The organism is Sorangiineae bacterium MSr12523, from assembly GCA_037157775.1.
Taxonomy (GTDB): Bacteria; Myxococcota_A; Polyangia; order Polyangiales; family Polyangiaceae; genus Pendulispora; species Pendulispora brunnea.
On sequence record CP089982.1, the window covers coordinates 7,612,008 to 7,629,432 of the forward strand.

At 64.7% G+C, this 17,425-nt stretch carries 16 protein-coding genes; 3 read left to right on the top strand and 13 right to left on the bottom strand.

What is annotated here, in order from left to right; all coding sequences use genetic code 11:
* Positions 1-13 precede the first annotated feature (13 nt).
* The 4 genes from LZC95_29820 to LZC95_29835 all read right to left on the bottom strand — a co-directional run bounded on the left by LZC95_29820 (position 14) and on the right by LZC95_29835 (position 3,271).
* On the bottom strand, positions 14-1,321 hold the full coding sequence (locus LZC95_29820; protein WXA90637.1) for a PQQ-dependent sugar dehydrogenase: 1,308 nt from the start codon (positions 1,319-1,321) through the stop codon (positions 14-16).
* Entirely contained in the window at positions 1,318-1,788 is a 471-nt protein-coding gene (locus LZC95_29825) for a hypothetical protein (protein WXA90638.1), read from the bottom strand. The genes LZC95_29820 and LZC95_29825 overlap by 4 nt, the downstream gene beginning before the upstream one ends.
* Before the next feature lie 78 nt (positions 1,789-1,866).
* Positions 1,867-2,238: a hypothetical protein gene (locus tag LZC95_29830; GenBank protein WXA90639.1), complete on the bottom strand. Its 372-nt coding sequence runs from the start codon at positions 2,236-2,238 to the stop codon at positions 1,867-1,869.
* 91 nt (positions 2,239-2,329) lie between these two features.
* Complete coding sequence (locus tag LZC95_29835) at positions 2,330-3,271, bottom strand: alpha/beta hydrolase (GenBank protein ID WXA90640.1); 942 nt, start codon at positions 3,269-3,271, stop codon at positions 2,330-2,332.
* Between the two features lie 176 nt (positions 3,272-3,447).
* Here LZC95_29835 and LZC95_29840 point away from each other — a divergent pair, with 176 nt between their 5' ends.
* A complete protein-coding gene (locus LZC95_29840) occupies positions 3,448-4,326 on the top strand; it encodes an NAD(P)-binding domain-containing protein (GenBank protein ID WXA90641.1) in 879 nt (292 codons plus the stop codon).
* On the opposite strand, the gene LZC95_29845 is transcribed toward LZC95_29840, so the two are convergent.
* The 4 genes from LZC95_29845 to LZC95_29860 form a co-directional block, all read right to left on the bottom strand.
* The gene (locus LZC95_29845; protein WXA90642.1) at positions 4,323-6,989 is read right to left on the bottom strand and encodes a serine/threonine-protein kinase; all 2,667 of its coding nucleotides are present in this window, start codon (positions 6,987-6,989) and stop codon (positions 4,323-4,325) included. The genes LZC95_29840 and LZC95_29845 overlap by 4 nt on opposite strands.
* Positions 6,990-7,050: 61 nt before the next feature.
* Positions 7,051-7,875 (bottom strand): SRPBCC domain-containing protein, encoded by an 825-nt coding sequence (locus LZC95_29850; protein WXA90643.1) that lies wholly within the window; start codon positions 7,873-7,875, stop codon positions 7,051-7,053.
* A 2-nt stretch (positions 7,876-7,877) separates the two neighbouring features.
* Positions 7,878-8,474 (bottom strand): helix-turn-helix domain-containing protein, encoded by a 597-nt coding sequence (locus LZC95_29855; protein WXA90644.1) that lies wholly within the window; start codon positions 8,472-8,474, stop codon positions 7,878-7,880.
* 41 nt (positions 8,475-8,515) lie between these two features.
* Positions 8,516-9,424 carry a LysR family transcriptional regulator gene (locus LZC95_29860; GenBank protein ID WXA90645.1) on the bottom strand — a complete coding sequence of 303 codons (909 nt, stop codon included), beginning with the start codon at positions 9,422-9,424 and terminating at the stop codon, positions 8,516-8,518.
* A 109-nt stretch (positions 9,425-9,533) separates the two neighbouring features.
* Here LZC95_29860 and LZC95_29865 point away from each other — a divergent pair, with 109 nt between their 5' ends.
* The gene (locus tag LZC95_29865; protein ID WXA90646.1) at positions 9,534-10,418 is read left to right on the top strand and encodes an NAD(P)H-binding protein; all 885 of its coding nucleotides are present in this window, start codon (positions 9,534-9,536) and stop codon (positions 10,416-10,418) included.
* Positions 10,419-10,527: 109 nt separating this feature from the next.
* Here LZC95_29865 and LZC95_29870 read toward each other — a convergent pair whose 3' ends face one another.
* Positions 10,528-12,102, bottom strand: a complete 1,575-nt coding sequence (locus tag LZC95_29870; GenBank protein WXA90647.1) for a family 10 glycosylhydrolase — start codon at positions 12,100-12,102, stop codon at positions 10,528-10,530.
* 229 nt (positions 12,103-12,331) lie between these two features.
* Between LZC95_29870 and LZC95_29875 the strand changes: the two genes are divergently transcribed.
* On the top strand, positions 12,332-13,567 hold the full coding sequence (locus tag LZC95_29875) for a hypothetical protein (protein ID WXA90648.1): 1,236 nt from the start codon (positions 12,332-12,334) through the stop codon (positions 13,565-13,567).
* 224 nt (positions 13,568-13,791) lie between these two features.
* Here LZC95_29875 and LZC95_29880 read toward each other — a convergent pair whose 3' ends face one another.
* The 4 genes from LZC95_29880 to LZC95_29895 all read right to left on the bottom strand — a co-directional run bounded on the left by LZC95_29880 (position 13,792) and on the right by LZC95_29895 (position 17,063).
* A complete protein-coding gene (locus tag LZC95_29880; protein ID WXA90649.1) occupies positions 13,792-14,814 on the bottom strand; it encodes an adenosine deaminase in 1,023 nt (340 codons plus the stop codon).
* A gap of 41 nt (positions 14,815-14,855) precedes the next feature.
* Positions 14,856-15,293 carry a VOC family protein gene (locus LZC95_29885; GenBank protein WXA90650.1) on the bottom strand — a complete coding sequence of 146 codons (438 nt, stop codon included), beginning with the start codon at positions 15,291-15,293 and terminating at the stop codon, positions 14,856-14,858.
* 130 nt (positions 15,294-15,423) lie between these two features.
* Complete coding sequence (locus LZC95_29890; protein ID WXA90651.1) at positions 15,424-16,695, bottom strand: RNA polymerase sigma factor; 1,272 nt, start codon at positions 16,693-16,695, stop codon at positions 15,424-15,426.
* Positions 16,692-17,063: a YciI family protein gene (locus LZC95_29895; GenBank protein ID WXA90652.1), complete on the bottom strand. Its 372-nt coding sequence runs from the start codon at positions 17,061-17,063 to the stop codon at positions 16,692-16,694. The genes LZC95_29890 and LZC95_29895 overlap by 4 nt, the downstream gene beginning before the upstream one ends.
* Positions 17,064-17,425 lie beyond the last annotated feature (362 nt).

A 17,425-nucleotide genomic window follows, 5' to 3' on the forward strand; every position in this document is an offset into this window, starting at 1 on the left:
TGAAATCGACAGGTTACCGTCTGTAACCGATTTTGAAAATCCTCCCGCCAAAGTCATCCGAATAATAAACCGCACCGTCAGGCGCTTGACGAATGTCCACCGGCCTGGGCGCCCCCGGCACACCCTGGGCGAGGTTTCCATCGGGACCTTTTTCCCCGACGATGGGCTCGACGGATACGATTTTCCCATAACGGTATTTCGCCCGTGCGATCAGCTTGCCCGTCGCCGGTGTGCGATCGATCGAGCCATGCGAGCCCACGAGGAAATCATCGAAAAACGGCAACGCATGACCAGTATATTGAAATAGCCCCAGCGGTGCCCAATGGGCCTGCATCACGAACACCGGCCGGCGCACAATCCTCGCATCTCGGCACCACGCATCCGTTTTCCGAATCGCCTCCGGCAATGTCTGATCGGCCCATTGGCTGCCAGCCCCCGCGCCGCCGGCCAAATGGAACTCCGTCCAGCAAAATGGATATCCATAAAACGAGGGCCCACCGCGATCTTCGATGAGGTTGATCTCCTCGCCCGGATTGTCATCGTGAATGTCACCGAAATCCGGATCGGTAAGGCCCTCCCGGCCGTTTTCCGCCCCCCAGAGCCGGCCCCGCCGGTCGACGAAGAGGGCCACTTCGTTGCGAAGGCCGGAGCCCATCACCTCGCCCTCGGCGTAATCGATGCCGCCGTCGGGAATCGATGACGGAAGGGAGAATCTTCGGACTTGGGCGCGCGTTTTCCAGAGATCTTCCGTTTCATCCACGTTGGCCATGGCGCCGACGTTGACGTAAAGGCGCCCGCGCGGATCGAAGACGAGCGTGCGCGTTACGTGGAAAAGACTCCCGCCGGGCAGATTCTTCACCACCACCTCGGGCGGGCCGCTGGCGGTTCGGGCTCCCCATGTGTAGGCCCACCGATAGACGGTGGTTTGGCTGGAGGCGTAGAGGAAGCGCCCGTCCGGGGAAAACGCCAGGCCGTGGTTGATCTTTTCCGCGGTGGCGAAGGTCCCGGTCTCGGTGGCATCGCTGGTGCCGTTCTTGTCGTCGTCCCACAACACGGTGACGCTCCGGTTGTTGACGAACAAGTCACCGTTGGGCGCAAAGGCCATTTGCCGCGGACGGCCGAGGCCCGTGGCAAACACGTAGACGCACAACTTGGGGTCGGCCACCCACGCGTCGTACGGCGCCGTGCCCACACACGTGTCGACCGGAGGATGCCGCTCGACGGCGGCCAGGGTCACGGCACCCTCGAAATCCGCGGAATCCGACGGGGCACAGCCCGCGAAGGCGAGCCATGCACCCGTCGAAAGAACAAGCCGCTTCACGGCAGGCACACCTGGCCCGAGACCTCCGTCACCACGCCGGCGTCGGTGACGAAGCCGCTGACGAAGAAATGCCCCGTCGAACCGGCAAACGCGCCAGTGCCCGTCGTGATCTTCTGGTACGCCGTCACGGCGAGCTGCGTGTCATCGACCGGAGCATTCACCCCGGTCTCGCGTACCTCGATGGTGCCGCGGTCCGTGGTGTACTCGAAAACCCCGCTGTAGGCGGTCGAACCGGGGGAGGTCTCCGGCCCGGTCACGCTGCTATCGGCCTTGAAGTACGTGGTCGCGTGAAACCCGTGGTCACCTTTGAGGACCCCGCGGAAACACGATTTGTGGGGCGGCTTGCACCCCTCCGTCTGACGGTGCTCTTCGAGATTCCCGCGGACCTTGAAGCACCTGGGCCGAGCTTCCTCGGCCTGAAGGGGTAGTGCACACAAGGCGATACCGGCGAACAAGATGCATTTCATGGGGAGCTTCATTTCATGGCCTCCGCGGACATCTACGCGAACGGCCACGGCACCGAATGAGCGCCCCGAAAGAAATTCTCACATGAAGGCGCAGACGAAGCCCGCGGTCGCACGCTCCACCGCCGCGCGCGTCTCCTCGCTCTCGCGCCGCCGACGACGCGGGCTCGCCTGGCGATCCGCCGGGAGGGCCTTCAGCCCCCGACCCCTGCGGGGCTGCGCCGGGGCGGGCGCGCTGGAGGGAGCCTCGAAGAAGGGCCACCCGCCGCGGGGCTTGGCCCCCCGGTCATTCGCGCCATCCGCGGCCACGGGAACCTCGAGGCACTCGAGCGCCAGCCTGTCCAGCCGCCGCACCCACACGTCGTGCGCATCGTGCGCCATCGTGGAGGCAGACACCGGAAGGTTCCCCGTTTCGTCGTTTCCGTTGCTGCCGAGCTGGATGATGGTTCGCATCGTCGTGTCCTCTGTCCAGGCGACGAACGAGGCCTCCCCGGATCGACAGGGCGAACGCATTTTTCGAACGAATTTTCCTAACTGCGCGATTTCATTGCCTTAAAAACGACAGCACCTGCTCCGTGAGGGCCCCCGAGCACTCCTCCGGCGCGAAATGCCCGCAGTCCCGAAGCTGGCCACCCCGTACGTCGGACCCGAGCGGCTGCACCATTGCCAATTGCTTGTTGCCCTTGGCGTGATCGCCCCCGAGCGCGAGCACCGGCATGCCGAGCTTCTGCGTCGCCCGCTTTTGATTCTGCGCCATCGTCTCGGGGAAGGCCCGGTAGTACGCAAGCTGCGCCGAGATGGCGCCCGGCTCGGTGTACGTCTTTGCATAGACGTCCCGCGCGATCGCGTCGTGCTTGTAGGACCAATGGTCGAAGAGCCAACCCAGGTACGTGCGCTCGCGGCCCGTGATGAGAAGCTCCGGCAGGTCCGGCTGCCGGTTGAACATGAAGTGCCAGAAGGCCACGCTCTCCTTCTCCGGCATGAACACGTCGCTCGGGCCGAGCAGCCCCGGTAAAATCCCCTCGATCAGCGCGAGGCGCTCCACCACCTCGGGGTGATCGCCCGCCAGCGCGTACGCGATCCACGCGCCGATGTCGTGCCCCACCACCGCGTAGCGGTCGTGCCCGAGCTTGCGCATCAACCCGTGAAGATCGGCGGCCACGCGCCCCGTGTCGTAGCCGTTCGCGGGCCGGCTCGATTCGCCCATGCCCCGCGGATCCACGGCCACGACGTGAAAGCCTGCGCCGACCAAGGCCGGCATCACATCCCGCCACGCGTACCACGTCTGCAGGAACCCGGGGATCAAGAGCACCGTCGGCCCCTTGCCGCCCTGCACATGGTGCAGGCGGATGCCCTCCACCTCGGCCACGCCTTCCTCGAATCCGCCGCCCAGTTTCTGCACGGGGCTCTCCACGCGCGCGCCGCATCCTCCGAGTTGCAACGCCAACGCGAGCCCGCAGCCGGAAATGACCCATCGACCTCTCATGCCGCCTCCATTGTTTGTCAATCGACCAACAATTCATAGGCCCCGCCCCGGAACCTTCAAGGCATTCTTTGTCGATCGACCAACAATTTGTTCGCCCGATCGTGTTCTCGGACCGTCCATCCGTGCGCGCCGGCATTCGCGCGAGACCGTAAACACCTCCTCGATTGGAGGATCCCTTGAGCACATCATCGAACGCAGCGGTCACCATCCTCGGCTTGGGCCTCATGGGCTCGGCCCTCGCCGGCGCCTACCTCGCGAAGGGTCACGCAACGACGATCTGGAATCGAACGGCGGGCAAAGGCGATGGGCTCGTCGCAAAGGGCGCTCGCCGCGCCGCAACGGCGGCGGAGGCCGTGGAGGCGAGCAAGATCGCCATCATCTGTGTGCTGGATTACGAGACCACGCGCGCCATCATCGAGCCGTTGGCCGAGGCGCTCGCGGGCAAGCTGCTCGTGAACCTCACGTCGGGGCAGCCCGAGCAAGCGCGCGCCATGGCCAAGTGGGCCGGCGAGCGCGGCATCGACTACCTCGATGGCGCGATCATGTCGACCCCACCGGGCATTGGGCAGGCGGAAACGTTGCTCCTCTATGGCGGATCGCGAGCCCTTTTCGACGCGCACCGCACGACGCTCGCGGTCATGGGCGGCGGCAGCGTGCATGTCGCGGAGGATCCGGGCAGCGCGCTCCTCTACGACATTGGCCTGCTCGGCATCATGTATTCGACCCTCGCGGGGTATTTCACCTCCCTCGCCCTGGTCGGTGCCGACGGCGTGAGCGCCAAGACGTTCACGCCGTACGTCGAGAAATGGTTGGGCGCCTTGGCGACGTTCCTAACGTCGATGGGCCAGCAGGTCGACGCGCGCGATTACCACGGTGCGGAGGCCACGCTGGCCATGCAGGCCGTCGGACTGAATCACTTCATCGAGGCGCACGAGCGCCGCGGCATCGAGCCCGTGCCCATCAAGTACGTCAGAGCGCTCGTCGATCGCGCCGTCGCCGAAGGTCACGGTGCCGACGACCTGCCCCGGCTGGTCGAGTACATCAAGAAGCGCTAACGCCCGCAGCCGAGGGACGTGCTGCGCTGCTTCGCCTCGCGGGCGGTCACCGACGGCGGCTTCGATGCGCCCCATTGATCGATCACGACGCGGTAGGCGGCGCAGGCCCCGGGCACGTCGCCCAGCTTCTCTTTGGCGCGCCCCAGCCAGAGATGGGAGCGCATGTTCACGAAAGGATAATCCAGACTCTGACAGGTTCGCGCCGCGCTCTCCAAAAGGGGTGCGGCGGCGGCCCCGTCGCCGGCCTCGAGACGGAGCCACCCTTCGTTGGATTCGAGTACCCCCAGGTTCTCGAACGTCGAGCGCACGCTGGATTGAACGTCGGTCGCGGGCATTCCATCCATGGCCTCCCGCGCATCCATGCCAGAGCCCACCGCGGGAGCCCACCGCAGAAGCCACCGTTCGAACGGGTCCAACCGCGCCTGGGTTCGTTCTTCCCACGCGTTGCCCGCCTGGCGCCATTGCTGCGCCGAAAGGCGGTTGCCACGCAGTGCGGCTGCGAACAGCAGCGGCTCCTGCCGGAACGTCGCACCGTTGTTCGCCTCGGAGCCCACCCAGCTCGCCATTTTGTTCATCGCCCGCTCCGCGAGCCGGCCCGCGCGCGCATCGTCGCCGATCTCCTGCGCGATGGAGACGCCGAGCATGGCGGCACGCATATGCGACTCGCTCGATGGGGAGGATGCGAGGCGTCGTTCGAGCTCGTCGGCCAACCGCGCCCCTTCGGCGAACTCCCCTTGCCACACGGCGAGCCGTGCGCGCTCGATGGGTTCCCAGGATGCCCTTCGCTCGGCGGGCAACCTTTCCCAGCGCAAACGCAGTGCTTCCAAAACCGTCTCGCGCGGGCTTCGCATCGATGCCAACGTCATGGCCAGCTGGCGGTAGGCCGACGTGTCGTCCGGGGCCCACGATGTCCAGTTCCGCGCCTGCTCGACGGCGTCGGCGCACTGCCCGCGACGCTTCAGGGCCGCGAGCCGCGTTCCCATGCAGCCGACCGCACCCGGTGCGATTTCGAGGCATTGATCGAGGGCCGCGAGCTCCTCGTCGAAGCGTCCGAGCCGCGCCAAAATGCGGGCGCGTGACTGCACGGCGTCCGCGTAGCCTGGATCGATGGCGATGGCAGCGCCCGAGCGTTCCAGTGCCAGCTCCAACTCCGCGCGTCCCGCACCGATGCTCGGGGCGCGCAGCGACGCAAGCATGAGAACCTGGGCATCGTAGGGAAACCGCCGGGCTGCCTGATCGAGAAGCGCGTAGGCCTCTTTTTCTCGGGCTGCATCGGGCCCGACGATGGCCGCCCCCACCTCCAGAAGAAGCCGATCGCGCTCGCTCAGCGCATCGCGAAAGCCGGCGGCCTGCGCGAGCAGCTCACGCTGCTGCTTCCTCGAGAGGGCTCCCTCGGAGACGATGACGCGCTGAACGTAAACCTGGGGACAGGACGGATCCGCGTTGGATGCCTCCTCCAAAAGATGATTGGCCTGCGGCCAGTCCGTCTGGCGCATCGCCTGCAGGCCCCGACGGTACAGATCCGCGGCGGCCGGCGCACACGATGGCGACACGGGCAGCGCGATCACGGGTGTCCCTGCCGGCATCGGCGGCGATGGGGCCTCCGACGCGACGGCCACCTGCCGCATCCGCATGCCCTGCGAGAGAACGCCCGCCGTGAGAACCGTCACCGCAATCCCGAGCCACGCCGAAGGACGAAGGCGAAAGCGGCGTCGGACCTTGTGCCGTCGCCAGGTCACGGCGAGTCCATCGACGTGGGCTCGGCCATCCAGCGACGCGGCGATGCGCGCGAGCTCCTCTTTCACCGCGACGGCGTCGGCTGGTCGCTCCGCCGGCTCTTTCGCGAGAAGGCACGCGATCAAGTCATCCAGGGCGGACGGCACGTCGGCACGATGGTCCGAAACGCGCGGTGCATCGTGGAGGAGCAGCTTGGCCAACACCACGACGGCGCCGTTGCCTTCGAAGACCTCCGCGTTGGTGAGGCACCGATAGAGCACGCACCCGAGCGAAAACAAATCCGCACGCCCATCGAGATCGTCCGCGCCGCGGGCTTGCTCCGGGGCCATGTAGCCCACGGTGCCGACGACCACGTCCGACGTGGTCATCGAGCCGCTCGAATCAGCGCGCACGATGCCGAAGTCGGCGAGCTTCGGCTCCTCCAGGCGGCCCTCCACCAGGAGAATGTTGCTCGGCTTCACATCGCGATGAACGATGCCGCGGGCGTGCGCCGCCGCGAGGGCATCGGCCAGCGCGTGACCGAGTGCCACGACCTCGCGCACGCCGAGCGGCTTTTTCGAGACGACCGCGCGTGCGATGCGCGCACTGAGGCTCTCGCCCTCGATCCACTCCATGGCGAGGTACGGCTCGCCCTCTTCCGAGTGCCCGTGGGCGAAGTAGCGCACGATGCCCGGGTGCTCGAGCGTGCCCAGGGCCTCCGCTTCGCGCTCGAAGCGCCGGATGGCCGTGGGATCCGTCTTGCGCAGCACTTTGAGCGCCACCGCGCGACCGGAGTGGCAATCGATCGCGCGATAGACGACGCCCATTCCCCCGAGGCCTGCCTCCCTCTCCATCTGGAATCGGTTTGCAAACAGCCCGAACACGCCGGGCCCATCCATGCCGGTCAGGTCGACGGGATGCGCATTTGTAAACCGGGAGTTTACCATTCCGACCGGCAGTTAGATACATCGCCACATCCGGTAGTGCCACCGGTCGGCTCAAATTGGCCTATTTCTGCATTTTTCCGTCTTTGACGGTCTCTGCCAAGGAAGCGAGATGAGCCTTCCACGCAGGCTCTTCACGCGCCACGGTGGCGGCCGGTTTTTCGCCGAAAAGGTAGAGACGGACGATCAGGAAGACCGAGCCGCCCATGGCCATCGCGAAGAGGTGCGCAAGGCCGGGGGCCGGCTCGTCGAGGCGAACGAACAACGACTCCGGATAGGCGCTCTCCCCGACGTGCTCCACGATGCCGGAGAACGAAGGCGCCCCCTTCGAGGAGGCGATGCGCTGCCCCACCTTGGGCGAGAGGGGCAGGCCGATGGCGCCCATCAATGCGGCCCACGCGGTGTCTTTGGGTTCGGGCAGCATGGGGATCACCTGCAAAAGCGATCCATGCTGGCCGCGGAAGTGCGTGAGGTAAAAGCGCAGGATGCGGAAGAACTCGCGCCAGCCGTGCTCGTGGCCCTCGAAGTCCTTGTCCCATTGATCCGTATCGGCGAACCAGCTGTGCACGACGCGCACGACACAGGTGCCGCCGTCGCGCGCTTCGACGATCCACTCGGTGGCCACGGCGGCCGCGTTTTCGCCGAGGTCTTGGCTCGTGGCGACGAATTTGTGGGGCGGGTTCCACTCGGTGATTTTGGACACCGAGTCGCCGATGCCGAATTGCGCTTTGACGGTGCCGCCCACACCTTCCTCGACCTGCGAGGGAACGAACCACGACGAGATGCCAGGGCCCGTGGCGATGGCATCCCAAACTTGTTCGGGGCTGCCAGGAACTTCGACCTCGGCCTCGACGGAGCGGCGTCCCGACGGATCTTTCTTTACCGGCATGACTATTCCTCTTTTTCCTGCTGGGGCGTGGGGTGCGCCATGACGACGAATCGATATGGTCGCCCACCCGGCGCGGTTTCATCGTGGTAACGGGCCGCGAGCGTGGTCACCGCCCGCGTTAGCTCGCTGGTGAAGCTTGCGCGCTCCGCCGGCGAGCGAAATCGGATTTGCGTATCGATGGAAAGCGTCGGCATGCGTTTGCCGGCCTCCCGTGCGCGCACGACCATGTCGCCCACCTCGCGCACGACGCGTGCGGCGAGGGCGATCAGGTAACTGGCCGACAAGCGATCGGTGGTCGCGCGCTCGGGATCGACCGCGGCGGGCCCCATGGCCTTCGGCGAGACGACGTACGACGAGGCCGTCGCCACCAAGAGCCGCTCGGTGAGGCCGCCCCACTGCCGCTTCTCCGCCACGCGCACCAAGCCGTGCGCCTCGAGAGCACGCAGGTGGTAATTCACCTTTTGCCGCGCCAGCCCGACCCGCGTCGAAAGCGCCGCCGCCGACGCGGGCTCGGAAAGCTCCGCCAGAAGCCGGCTGCGCATCGGCTCCAATGCCACGGCGGCCACGGCCGGATCGTGAATGACTTCGACGTCGAGCATGGGCCTAGGATGCCTTGACAAATATTTTTGTCAAGGCCGAGTTACAGCGTGCGCCCGCGTTCGAGCAAGAGGTCCCACACGGCACGGACGCGGGGAACGTCGCGGAGGGCGCGGTGGGTGACGAGGTACAGTTCGTCGACGGGCCAAGCGGCGGCGTCCTCTTGGAGCTCGGGGCCCAGCTTCACCGGGACCAGGCCGTAGTGCGCAATGCTGGGCTCGGGCACGAGGGCCACGCCGACGCCGGCGACGACGACGGAGAGCTGGACGGAGAGGCTGTCCGAACGAACCACGGGCTCGACGCCGCGCGCGTACTTGCCGAGCCACCGGGAGGCGGCCATGTTGGCCAGGCGCTCGCCCCAGCTCACCCAGGGCGCGTCGGCCCACGCGCGCAAGGTGCCGAGCGATCGCGCGACTTTGGGCGCGGCCACGGCGACCCAGCGGGCGGTGGTCACCTTGGTCACCACGAGATCGCCCCGTGCGGGCCGCACGGTGCGCAAGGCGATATCGGCCTCGCGGCGTGTGAGATCGAGCACGGCCTCGCCGGGATCCAAGGCAATGCGCAATCCGGGATGGCGCGAAGTGAGCTCACTCAGAATGGGCGCGACGAAGACGTCCGCCACATCCGGCGGGCATGTGATGCGGACGAGACCGGCCACTTCGCGCTCGAGGCCCTCGGCGGCGGTGGCAAAGCGGGCCATCACCGCCTCCATTTCCTCCGCCACGGGCATGAGCGATTCGGCCGCTTCCGTCGCCGCAATGCCATCGCGTCCGCGATCGAAGAGCGTTGCCGAAAGGGCTTCCTCCAGGGTGGCGAGGCGGCGTGAAACCGTGGAGGCATCCACGCCGAGCGACTCCGCCGCATGCCCCACGGTGCGCGCGCGGCAAAGGGCGAGGAAGAGCTTTACGTCGTCCCAGTGGAGCGTTTCGCGTGGGGTGGCGGTTCGTTGCATAAATGCATCGATACCATGAAATATTGGGCGTGGCGATGCATACGCGCACGGCGCATTCTCTCCGGTGTCGAAACGAAACACCGGCACCACTTACGAAAGAGAGATCACCATGAATACAATCGACTCCCATTCGGTTCAGACGACTTCGAAGACCACGCTCATCGTCGGAGGCACCGGCAAAACGGGTCGCCGCGTTGCGCAAGGTCTGGAGGCGAAAGGCATTCCCGTTCGCATTGCGTCGCGCTCGTCTGCCTCGTCTGCCTCGTCTGCCTCGTCTGGCTCGGGCGCGGTGAAATTCGATTGGGAAGACGAGAGCACATGGGCACCTGCATTGCGCGGTGTCGATGCCGTGTACCTGACGTACTTCCCGGATCTATGCGATCCGCGCGCGCCCGAGCACATCCGCGCCTTCAGCAAGAAGGCGGTCGAATGCGGGGTGACCCGCATCGTTCTCTTGTCCGGCCGCGGCGAGCCCCAATGCTGGCCGAGCGAAAAAGCCGTTCGCGAGTCCGGCGCCAAGTTCACCATTCTGCGGTGCTCTTGGTTCAATCAGAACTTCAACGAGGGGCAACTGCTCGACGCTGTGCGCAGCGGCGAGATTGCCTTCCCTGCCGGCGATTGCGCGGAGCCCTTCATCGACGTAGACGACATTGCCGACGTGGCCGTTGCCGCCCTCACCGATGATGCGCATTCGGGCAAACTGTACGAGCTCACCGGACCGCGTCTGCTCACCTTCGCCGAGGCCGCGGAGGAGATGTCACGCGCCGCCGGGCGCCCGATTCGCTACGTGCCAGTGTCCGGCGAGGAGTACGCGAAGGTGCTCGCGGAGTTCTTCCCGCCGGACCAGGTGAAGTTCCTCACCGACCTATTCCTCTTCGTGCTGGACGGCCACAATGCGCACGTGAGCGACGGCGTCGAACGCGCCCTCGGCCGCAAGCCGCGCGACTTCGCGGACTTCGCCCGCAAAGCCGCAGCGACTGGGGTGTGGAGCTAATTCCAAGGGTTGCGCCAGGGCGGTCGGTACTTCAGCACAACAATCCATCTTGGCGCCCTTGGCGTTTTGGCGGTTTTCCCTCTTCTGGTCGAAGGTGGTGCTCGCCGACTTAGCGCACGATGCGTGGAGGGCTCGATGGGCCCTCGTGTTGGAGACGGTCCAACGCGGTCGCGTAATACGTGTACATCGTTCCCGGCTGCGCGGTGGCATCGACGAAATGGGCCACACCGGACTTGGTGCGCGCGGTTCCAATCAAGTGCGACGCATCGGCAAAGCCGCAGGCACCCGGCAAATCGATGCCATCGAATCGGTAAATGGCCACCGAGGTGGTCGCGGCCGAACCGCCCACGTCCACTGGACGAATGGCCAATTCGACGCCACCGGTGCCCCGCTTCGCGTGCGTGATGAGGGGCATACGCGGAGCCCCTCCACCGAGATCTGCCTTGAGCGGCACGAGCGCCGGACGGGTGTGGTGCGCCTGCACCACCTTCGACATGGCGCCAAGCCGATCCGCGAGCACGTCCTTGGCGCTGAAGTGCACGTCGCCCTGCACATCGGCGTAAGCGCGATTGAACGTGAGGTGCCGGCTCATCTCCTCCGGATCGAGCCAGGCACCCGAGGTGCCAATCTTGTACGTGGCCTGCCCCACGTACAAATGGACGCCGGTCCCCTGAACGACCTGCGCCCACCAGGGCACGAGTTTGGAATAGTCGGCCACGGTCAGGCCAATGTTCCAGTACACCTGCGGGTTGATGTAATCGACCCACCCCTCTTTGACCCACTTGAACGAGTCGGCATAAATGCCGCTGTATGATTCGAAGCCGCCCGTTTCCGAGCCGCGCGGATCGGTCGATTTGTTCTGCCAGATGCCAAATGGGCTAATTCCAAACTTGACCCATGGCTTGGCAAAGTGAATCTGCGCATCCATGTCCTCGATCAAGCGATCGATGTTGGCGCGCCGCCAATCGTGAATGCTCGGATAGGCCGACCCGTATTGCGCATACGTCGCATCGTCGGGAATGGCTTTGCCCGCGATGGGGTACGGGTAGAAGTAGTCGTCGAAGTGCACGCCGTCGATGTCGTAGTGGTCGACGGCGTGCATGATGGCGTTCTCCACGAAGGTGCGCGCCGCGGGGTGGCCGGGATCGTAATAGAGCTTTGGACCGTAGGCGAAGACCCAATCCGGGTGCTGGCGCGCGGGGTGGTTCGGCACCAGCTTGGCCGGATCGTTCTGCATGCTCACGCGATAGGGATTGAACCAGGCATGGAACTCCAGGTTGCGCGCGTGCGCTTCCTCGATGGCAAAGGCCAGCGGGTCGTAGCCGGGATCGCGGCCTTGCTCACCGGTCAGCCACTCGGACCACGGTTCGTAGGGCGATGGCCAAAAGGCGTCTGCCGTTGGCCGAATCTGAACCACGACCGCATTGAAATTTTTCGATTTGAGATCGTCCAATAGCCGCCGGTATTCCGCTTGCTGCTCCGCGGCAGGCAGTCCTTTGCGGCTCGGCCAATCGATGTTCACGACGCTGGCGATCCACGCCGCGCGCAGCTGGCGCTTGGGCGTGGCCGGATTCGTCGTGCATTGCACTTTGTTGCTCGGGTCGAGCGATTCCGGCGCCGCACCCGCCGCCGACGCTGTGACGAGGACACCGAGGAAGCACGCCGCGCAGGATCGTAGTCTCATAAGCGGCATAGAGAACCGCCACTACGGGCCACGTGCCAGCGATTTCGACATTGGGATGCATTTATCGTTTTGCGGAGTGCACTTTTCTTTGGCGCTGCAAGCATCCCGCAGCTAACTCTTTCCGTAACGAAACGACGCCCGCGCGCCAATCGACCGCGTGGGAAGCGTGCGTTCTCACTCTTATCCATTTCATACTCGTCTTTGTTCCGGGACATGGAGGACAGGGCACATGAGCAGACGAAGCATCTTCGTTGTTGCAGTTGCCGTTGCATGCGCGATGACGCCAACCACGCCGGCGCATGCCGCATATGCCGATCCATTGGTCGAGGTGAGCTCCGCGAGGATGTCGCTCACCTGGAAAGCCACACCCGCTGCCGCCATCGATGCGCTGGACAAGGCCTTGCCCAATGTGGGCGTGGCCACCGTACTCGATAGCGCAAACCACGCGATGACCTCGTGCAATGCCGAAGAATTGGCTGCATTGCCCATCGCACCCGCCGCCACCGTAAAGTGGTGTTTCGACGAGGGCGATGCCACGACGCTCTCCTGGCATCCGCAGGGCATCACCACCTCGGGGGACGCCGACGACGACGGCTCCTGGGGAGCCAAACGCGCCATCTTATCGGGCTGGCACTTCAACCACGACAGCGCGCCGGCCCGATACAACGACGCGCGCGTCGCCTTCATCGACTACACGAACCCGGCCGCACCGGCCTATCGCTGGGTGTACCTGGTGCTCCCCAATGCTACCGGCTCGGACTTCTCCGCCGCCAAAACGCATATCGGCGGAATGATTTGGTACGGCGACAAATTGATCGTCAATGCCGTGGGCAATGGCAAAGTCGCACTGCGCGTCTTCAGCGTGAATCATATTTTGCAGACGACGTCCTCGGCCGCGGACATCGGCAAGGTCAGCGATGGCTGGGCCGCCTATGGCTACCAATACGTCATGCCGCAAATTGGCGAATACTCGTACGAGGCCAACTGCGACATGGATAGCGATCGGGACATCCCGTGCTTCTCGTCGATTTCACTCGACCGCAGCACGAGCCCGGATAGCTTGGTCGCCGCCGAATACTTCACCGACCAGACCAAGCGCGGAAGGCTGATTCGCTATTCCTTCGGCGACGATTTCCGATTGCCCAACAAGGCCACGCCCACCGGCAAGGTGTATGCAAGCGCCGTGGGCAATCAGCAAGGCATCCTGTCGTACGCCGGCCGCTTCTACCTCGCGCACAGCTCCGCAACCGCCCACGGTCAACTCTGGCGCTTCTCACCAGACGGCACCCGCGGCACCGTGCTGCCATGCGGCTCGAGCAACGCATGCTGGTCCCTGCACCCCGAGGCCCTTACCTATTGGCCCGAAACCAGCACCGTGTGGTCCATCACCGAATGGTCAAGAACCGACCCCACGGGCCCCGGCGGCCGCGTGCTCTTTGGATTACCGCTCAACGCAATGCCCTAATGGTGATTTAACCGCCAGGACGCCAGGGTCGCCAGGGGTGAACGAAGGTTTTTTTGTTTAAAAAAAAAACCAATAAAACCAAGGACCAGAGTCGTTTCAAAAAAACAAAAAAACCAAGGACCAGAGTCGTTTCAAAAAAACAAAAAAAAAAACCAAGGACCAGAGTCGTTTCCGTTGGCCCCCCCTGGCGACCCTGGCGTCCTGGCGGTTTCCTTCTTCCTCTTCTACGAGGTAGCCTTCACGACATACGCGTCAATCTCCGCATGGAGCGTCGCCTTCGCCGCGGCGTCCATGAACGAAGCATCGACGGCGTTCTTGGCCAGCTTGGCAAGCCCGGATTCGTCCAGGTTCAAGAGCCGCGCGGCAATCGCGTACTCGGTATTCAGATCGGTGCCGAACATGGGCGGGTCGTCGCTGTTGATGGTGACCCACACGCCGGCGGCGACCATGTCCTTGATGGGGTGCTCCTCCAATTTGCGCACGCAGCCGGTGGCGATGTTGGAGGTGGGGCACACCTCGAGGGGGATGCGGTGCTCGACCAGGTACTCGAGCAAGCGTGGGTCTTGCGTCGAGCTGATGCCGTGGCCGATGCGCTCGGCCCGCAGATCGGTAAGGGAGTCCCAGATCGTTTGCGGGCCGGTGCTCTCGCCGGCGTGCGGAACACTGTGCAGGCCGGCGGCGATGGCTTGGTCGAAATACGGTTTGAACTGCGCGCGCGGAACGCCAATTTCGGGCCCGCCCAGACCGAACGACACCAAGCCGTCGGACTTGCAATTCAAGGCCACGCGCAAGGTCTCCTCGGCCGAGGGGATGCCTGCCTCGCCCGGAATGTCGAAACACCAATTGAGTGCGACGCCCAATTCCCTGCGCGCGGACAGGCGCGCATCGTCGATGGCCTCGACGAAGGCGGATGCCGGGATCCCCCGGGTGACCGAACTGTACGGCGTGATGGTCAGCTCCGCGTAGCGGATGTTTTGCCGCGCCATCTCACGCGCGATTTCGTACGTGAGAATGCGCACGTCCTCCGCATCGCGAATCAGATCCACCACCGAGAGGTAAATCTCGATGAAATGGGCAAAGTCGCGAAATACGAAGTACTTCGCCAGCGCCTCCGGATCCTTCGGTACCCGTGAATCGGGGTGACGCGCGGCAAGCTTGGCGACGATTTGCGGCGATGCCGAGCCGACGTGGTGCACGTGCAGCTCGGCCTTCGGTAGCCCTGCGATGAACGTGGTGAGGTCCGTCATTTTCGTTCATACGCATGTTAGTATGAACGGGACGAATGTCACTACTTTTTCAGCGTGCAGTTGAACATCCAGCGGATGCCGTAGGCGTCCGTGATGGTGCCGAACTTGGCGCCCCAGAAGGTGTCCTGGAGCGGCGAGGTGACCTCCCCTCCGGCCGCCAAGGCGTCGAACTTGGATGCGGTCTCCGCCACGTCGTCGAAGTCGAGCACGATTTCGACGTTGCTCACCGTAGAGGCCTTCTTGTCGGAGGGCACGTCGCTGATCATGATCTGGCCGCCGCCGATGTGCAGGAGGGCGTGCATGACCCGGTTCTTGTCCGCATCCGGACACGGGGGAGCGTTGCCGCCGGGCGGAACGTCGCCGAAACGCATGACGCCCTGCCCTTCGAGCTTCGCGCCGAGCGCCTTCTCGTAGTGTTTGATGGCCTTTTCGGCCGTGCCGCTGAAGAAGAGGTACGGGGTGACTTGCTTGATCGCCATGGCTTCCTCCAGTTGAAATGCCCGGCCGCGGCCGGGAGTCTCGTTCACGTTCAGACGTCGAACGAAGGGCCGCCGGATCGACAGCGATCTTGCCCCCCGCGGACGATTTTTTTCTCGCACGTCCCTCGGGCTATTTGGAACCCTGAACGTCTCCCGTTGTGCCGTCTTTAATGAGCCGGTCCAGGTGCGTTCGGATATGGGCCGCTTCCTGCACGGTGTTGGCGAGCGCGATGGCTCGACGAAAGGCCGCGCGCGCTTCCGCGTCGCGCCCGAGCTGCATGAGGAGGGAGCCCTTCACGCCGAAGAAGTAGAAATAGTTGGAAAGATGCGACGCCAGCGGTTCGACCAGGGCAAGTGCTGCCTCGGCGCCCCGCACCTTGGCCACGGCCACGGCCCGATTGAGCGTGATCACGGGGGACGGCTGTAGGGACTCGAGCACGGAATAGAGGCGATCGATCTCCGCCCAATCGGTGTCCTCGATGCGCTTGGCGCGCGCATGCATCGATGCGATGGCCGCCTGCATCTGGTACGGGCCGGGGCGTTCGTGGCGCAGGGCCTTCTCGATCAACGCGAGCCCTTCGAGGATCATCGTGCGGTTCCACAGGGTGCGATCCTGATCCTCGAGGAGCACGATGGTTCCATCCGGCGCCACCCGGGCCGCGGTGCGCGCGTGCTGCACGAGAAGTAGCCCCGTGAGGCCGAGCACCTCGGGCTCGCCGGGAAAGAGGCGCAAGAGCAGGCGTGCGAGCCGCACCGCTTCGTCAAGGAGGGGCGCCCGCGCCCTCACGTGCTCACCGGTGGCCGAGTAGCCCTCGTTGAACATGAGGTAAATCGCCGCGGCCACGGCCTCGAGGCGCTCCTCGCGCTCGCGCGGGCCAGGCGCCTCGAAGGGCACGTTCGCCGCACCGATGCGGGCCTTTGCGCGCGTGATGCGCTGTTCCATGGCCGATTCGGTCACGAAGAAGGCGCGCGCGATCTGCTGGACCGAGAGCCCGCACACGACGCGCAAGGCCAGGGCAATCTGCTGCGTGGCGGGCAGCTCCGGATGGCAGCACACGAAGAGCAGCCGCAGAATGTCGTCGCGGTAATCGGCGCCGTCGAGGCGCTCGGCCATCTCTTCCTCGACATCGCCCAAGTCCGAGAGCACGTCTTCGTCGGGCAACTCCTTTTGGCGGCCGCGCCGCCGTGCGGCGTCGATGGCGACGTTGCGGCCGACGAAAATGAGCCAGGCCGCGACATCCCGCGGGGGGCCGTTGCGCGACCAATTCTTCAGGGCGCGCAGACACGCTTCCTGGTACGCCTCCTCGGCCGCATCCAGGTCGTGGAAGTAGCGAAGCAGCGCGCCGATCGCCTGCGGGCGGGCGGAGGTGAGCGCCGCATCGATCCAGGCCATGTCGGTCATGCCACGCCAGTTCCCGGTTTGAATGTCGCGATGGGCCGTATCTCGTAAGCCCCCTCGCTGCCGCTGGCCTTTCCCAGCTCGCGGGCGACTTCGATGGCCTCGTCCAGGGAGGCGCAGTCCACGACGTAGAAGCCGAGAAGCTGCTCCTTGGTCTCGGCGAAGGGGCCGTCGAGGACAAGCGGCTTGGCGCCTTTGCGCACGGTGGTGGCGGCCGTGGTCGGAAGTAGCCGGGCCACCGGCCCGAGCTGCTTCTTTTCGGCCAATTTCTGCTGCACCGCAGCGAGCCGCGCCATGGTGGTGGCTTCTTGGTCCTGACTCCAGGAACCGACGACCTCTTCGGAGTCGTAGCAGAGAATGGCGTAGAGCATGGGAAACCTCGTCTTTCCCGTATCGACGAACGAAGATGGCGCGGATCGACACCCCTCCGACGAAAAAGTGATCCTCAGCCGTACGTTCCCGTGATCGCCGTCAGGCCGAGTGAACATTTACCTTCGGAGGTGCATCTGGTGACCGGAGCTTTCTTCCTTGACCCTCCGATGAATGGACTGGCGGGAAAGGATGACATTGCGCAAACACGGCAGTGTCCTCCGAACAACGATGCGCCCGAATAGGATTTAAATATTCTACTTTGCATTGATGGGAAGGATGTTCCTTGCCTGTGCGTAAATCCCAATTAGACAGGAGCTGCTAGCCCGCGGTTCTTGCCTACTCGTTCTATCTCTTTCCCGAC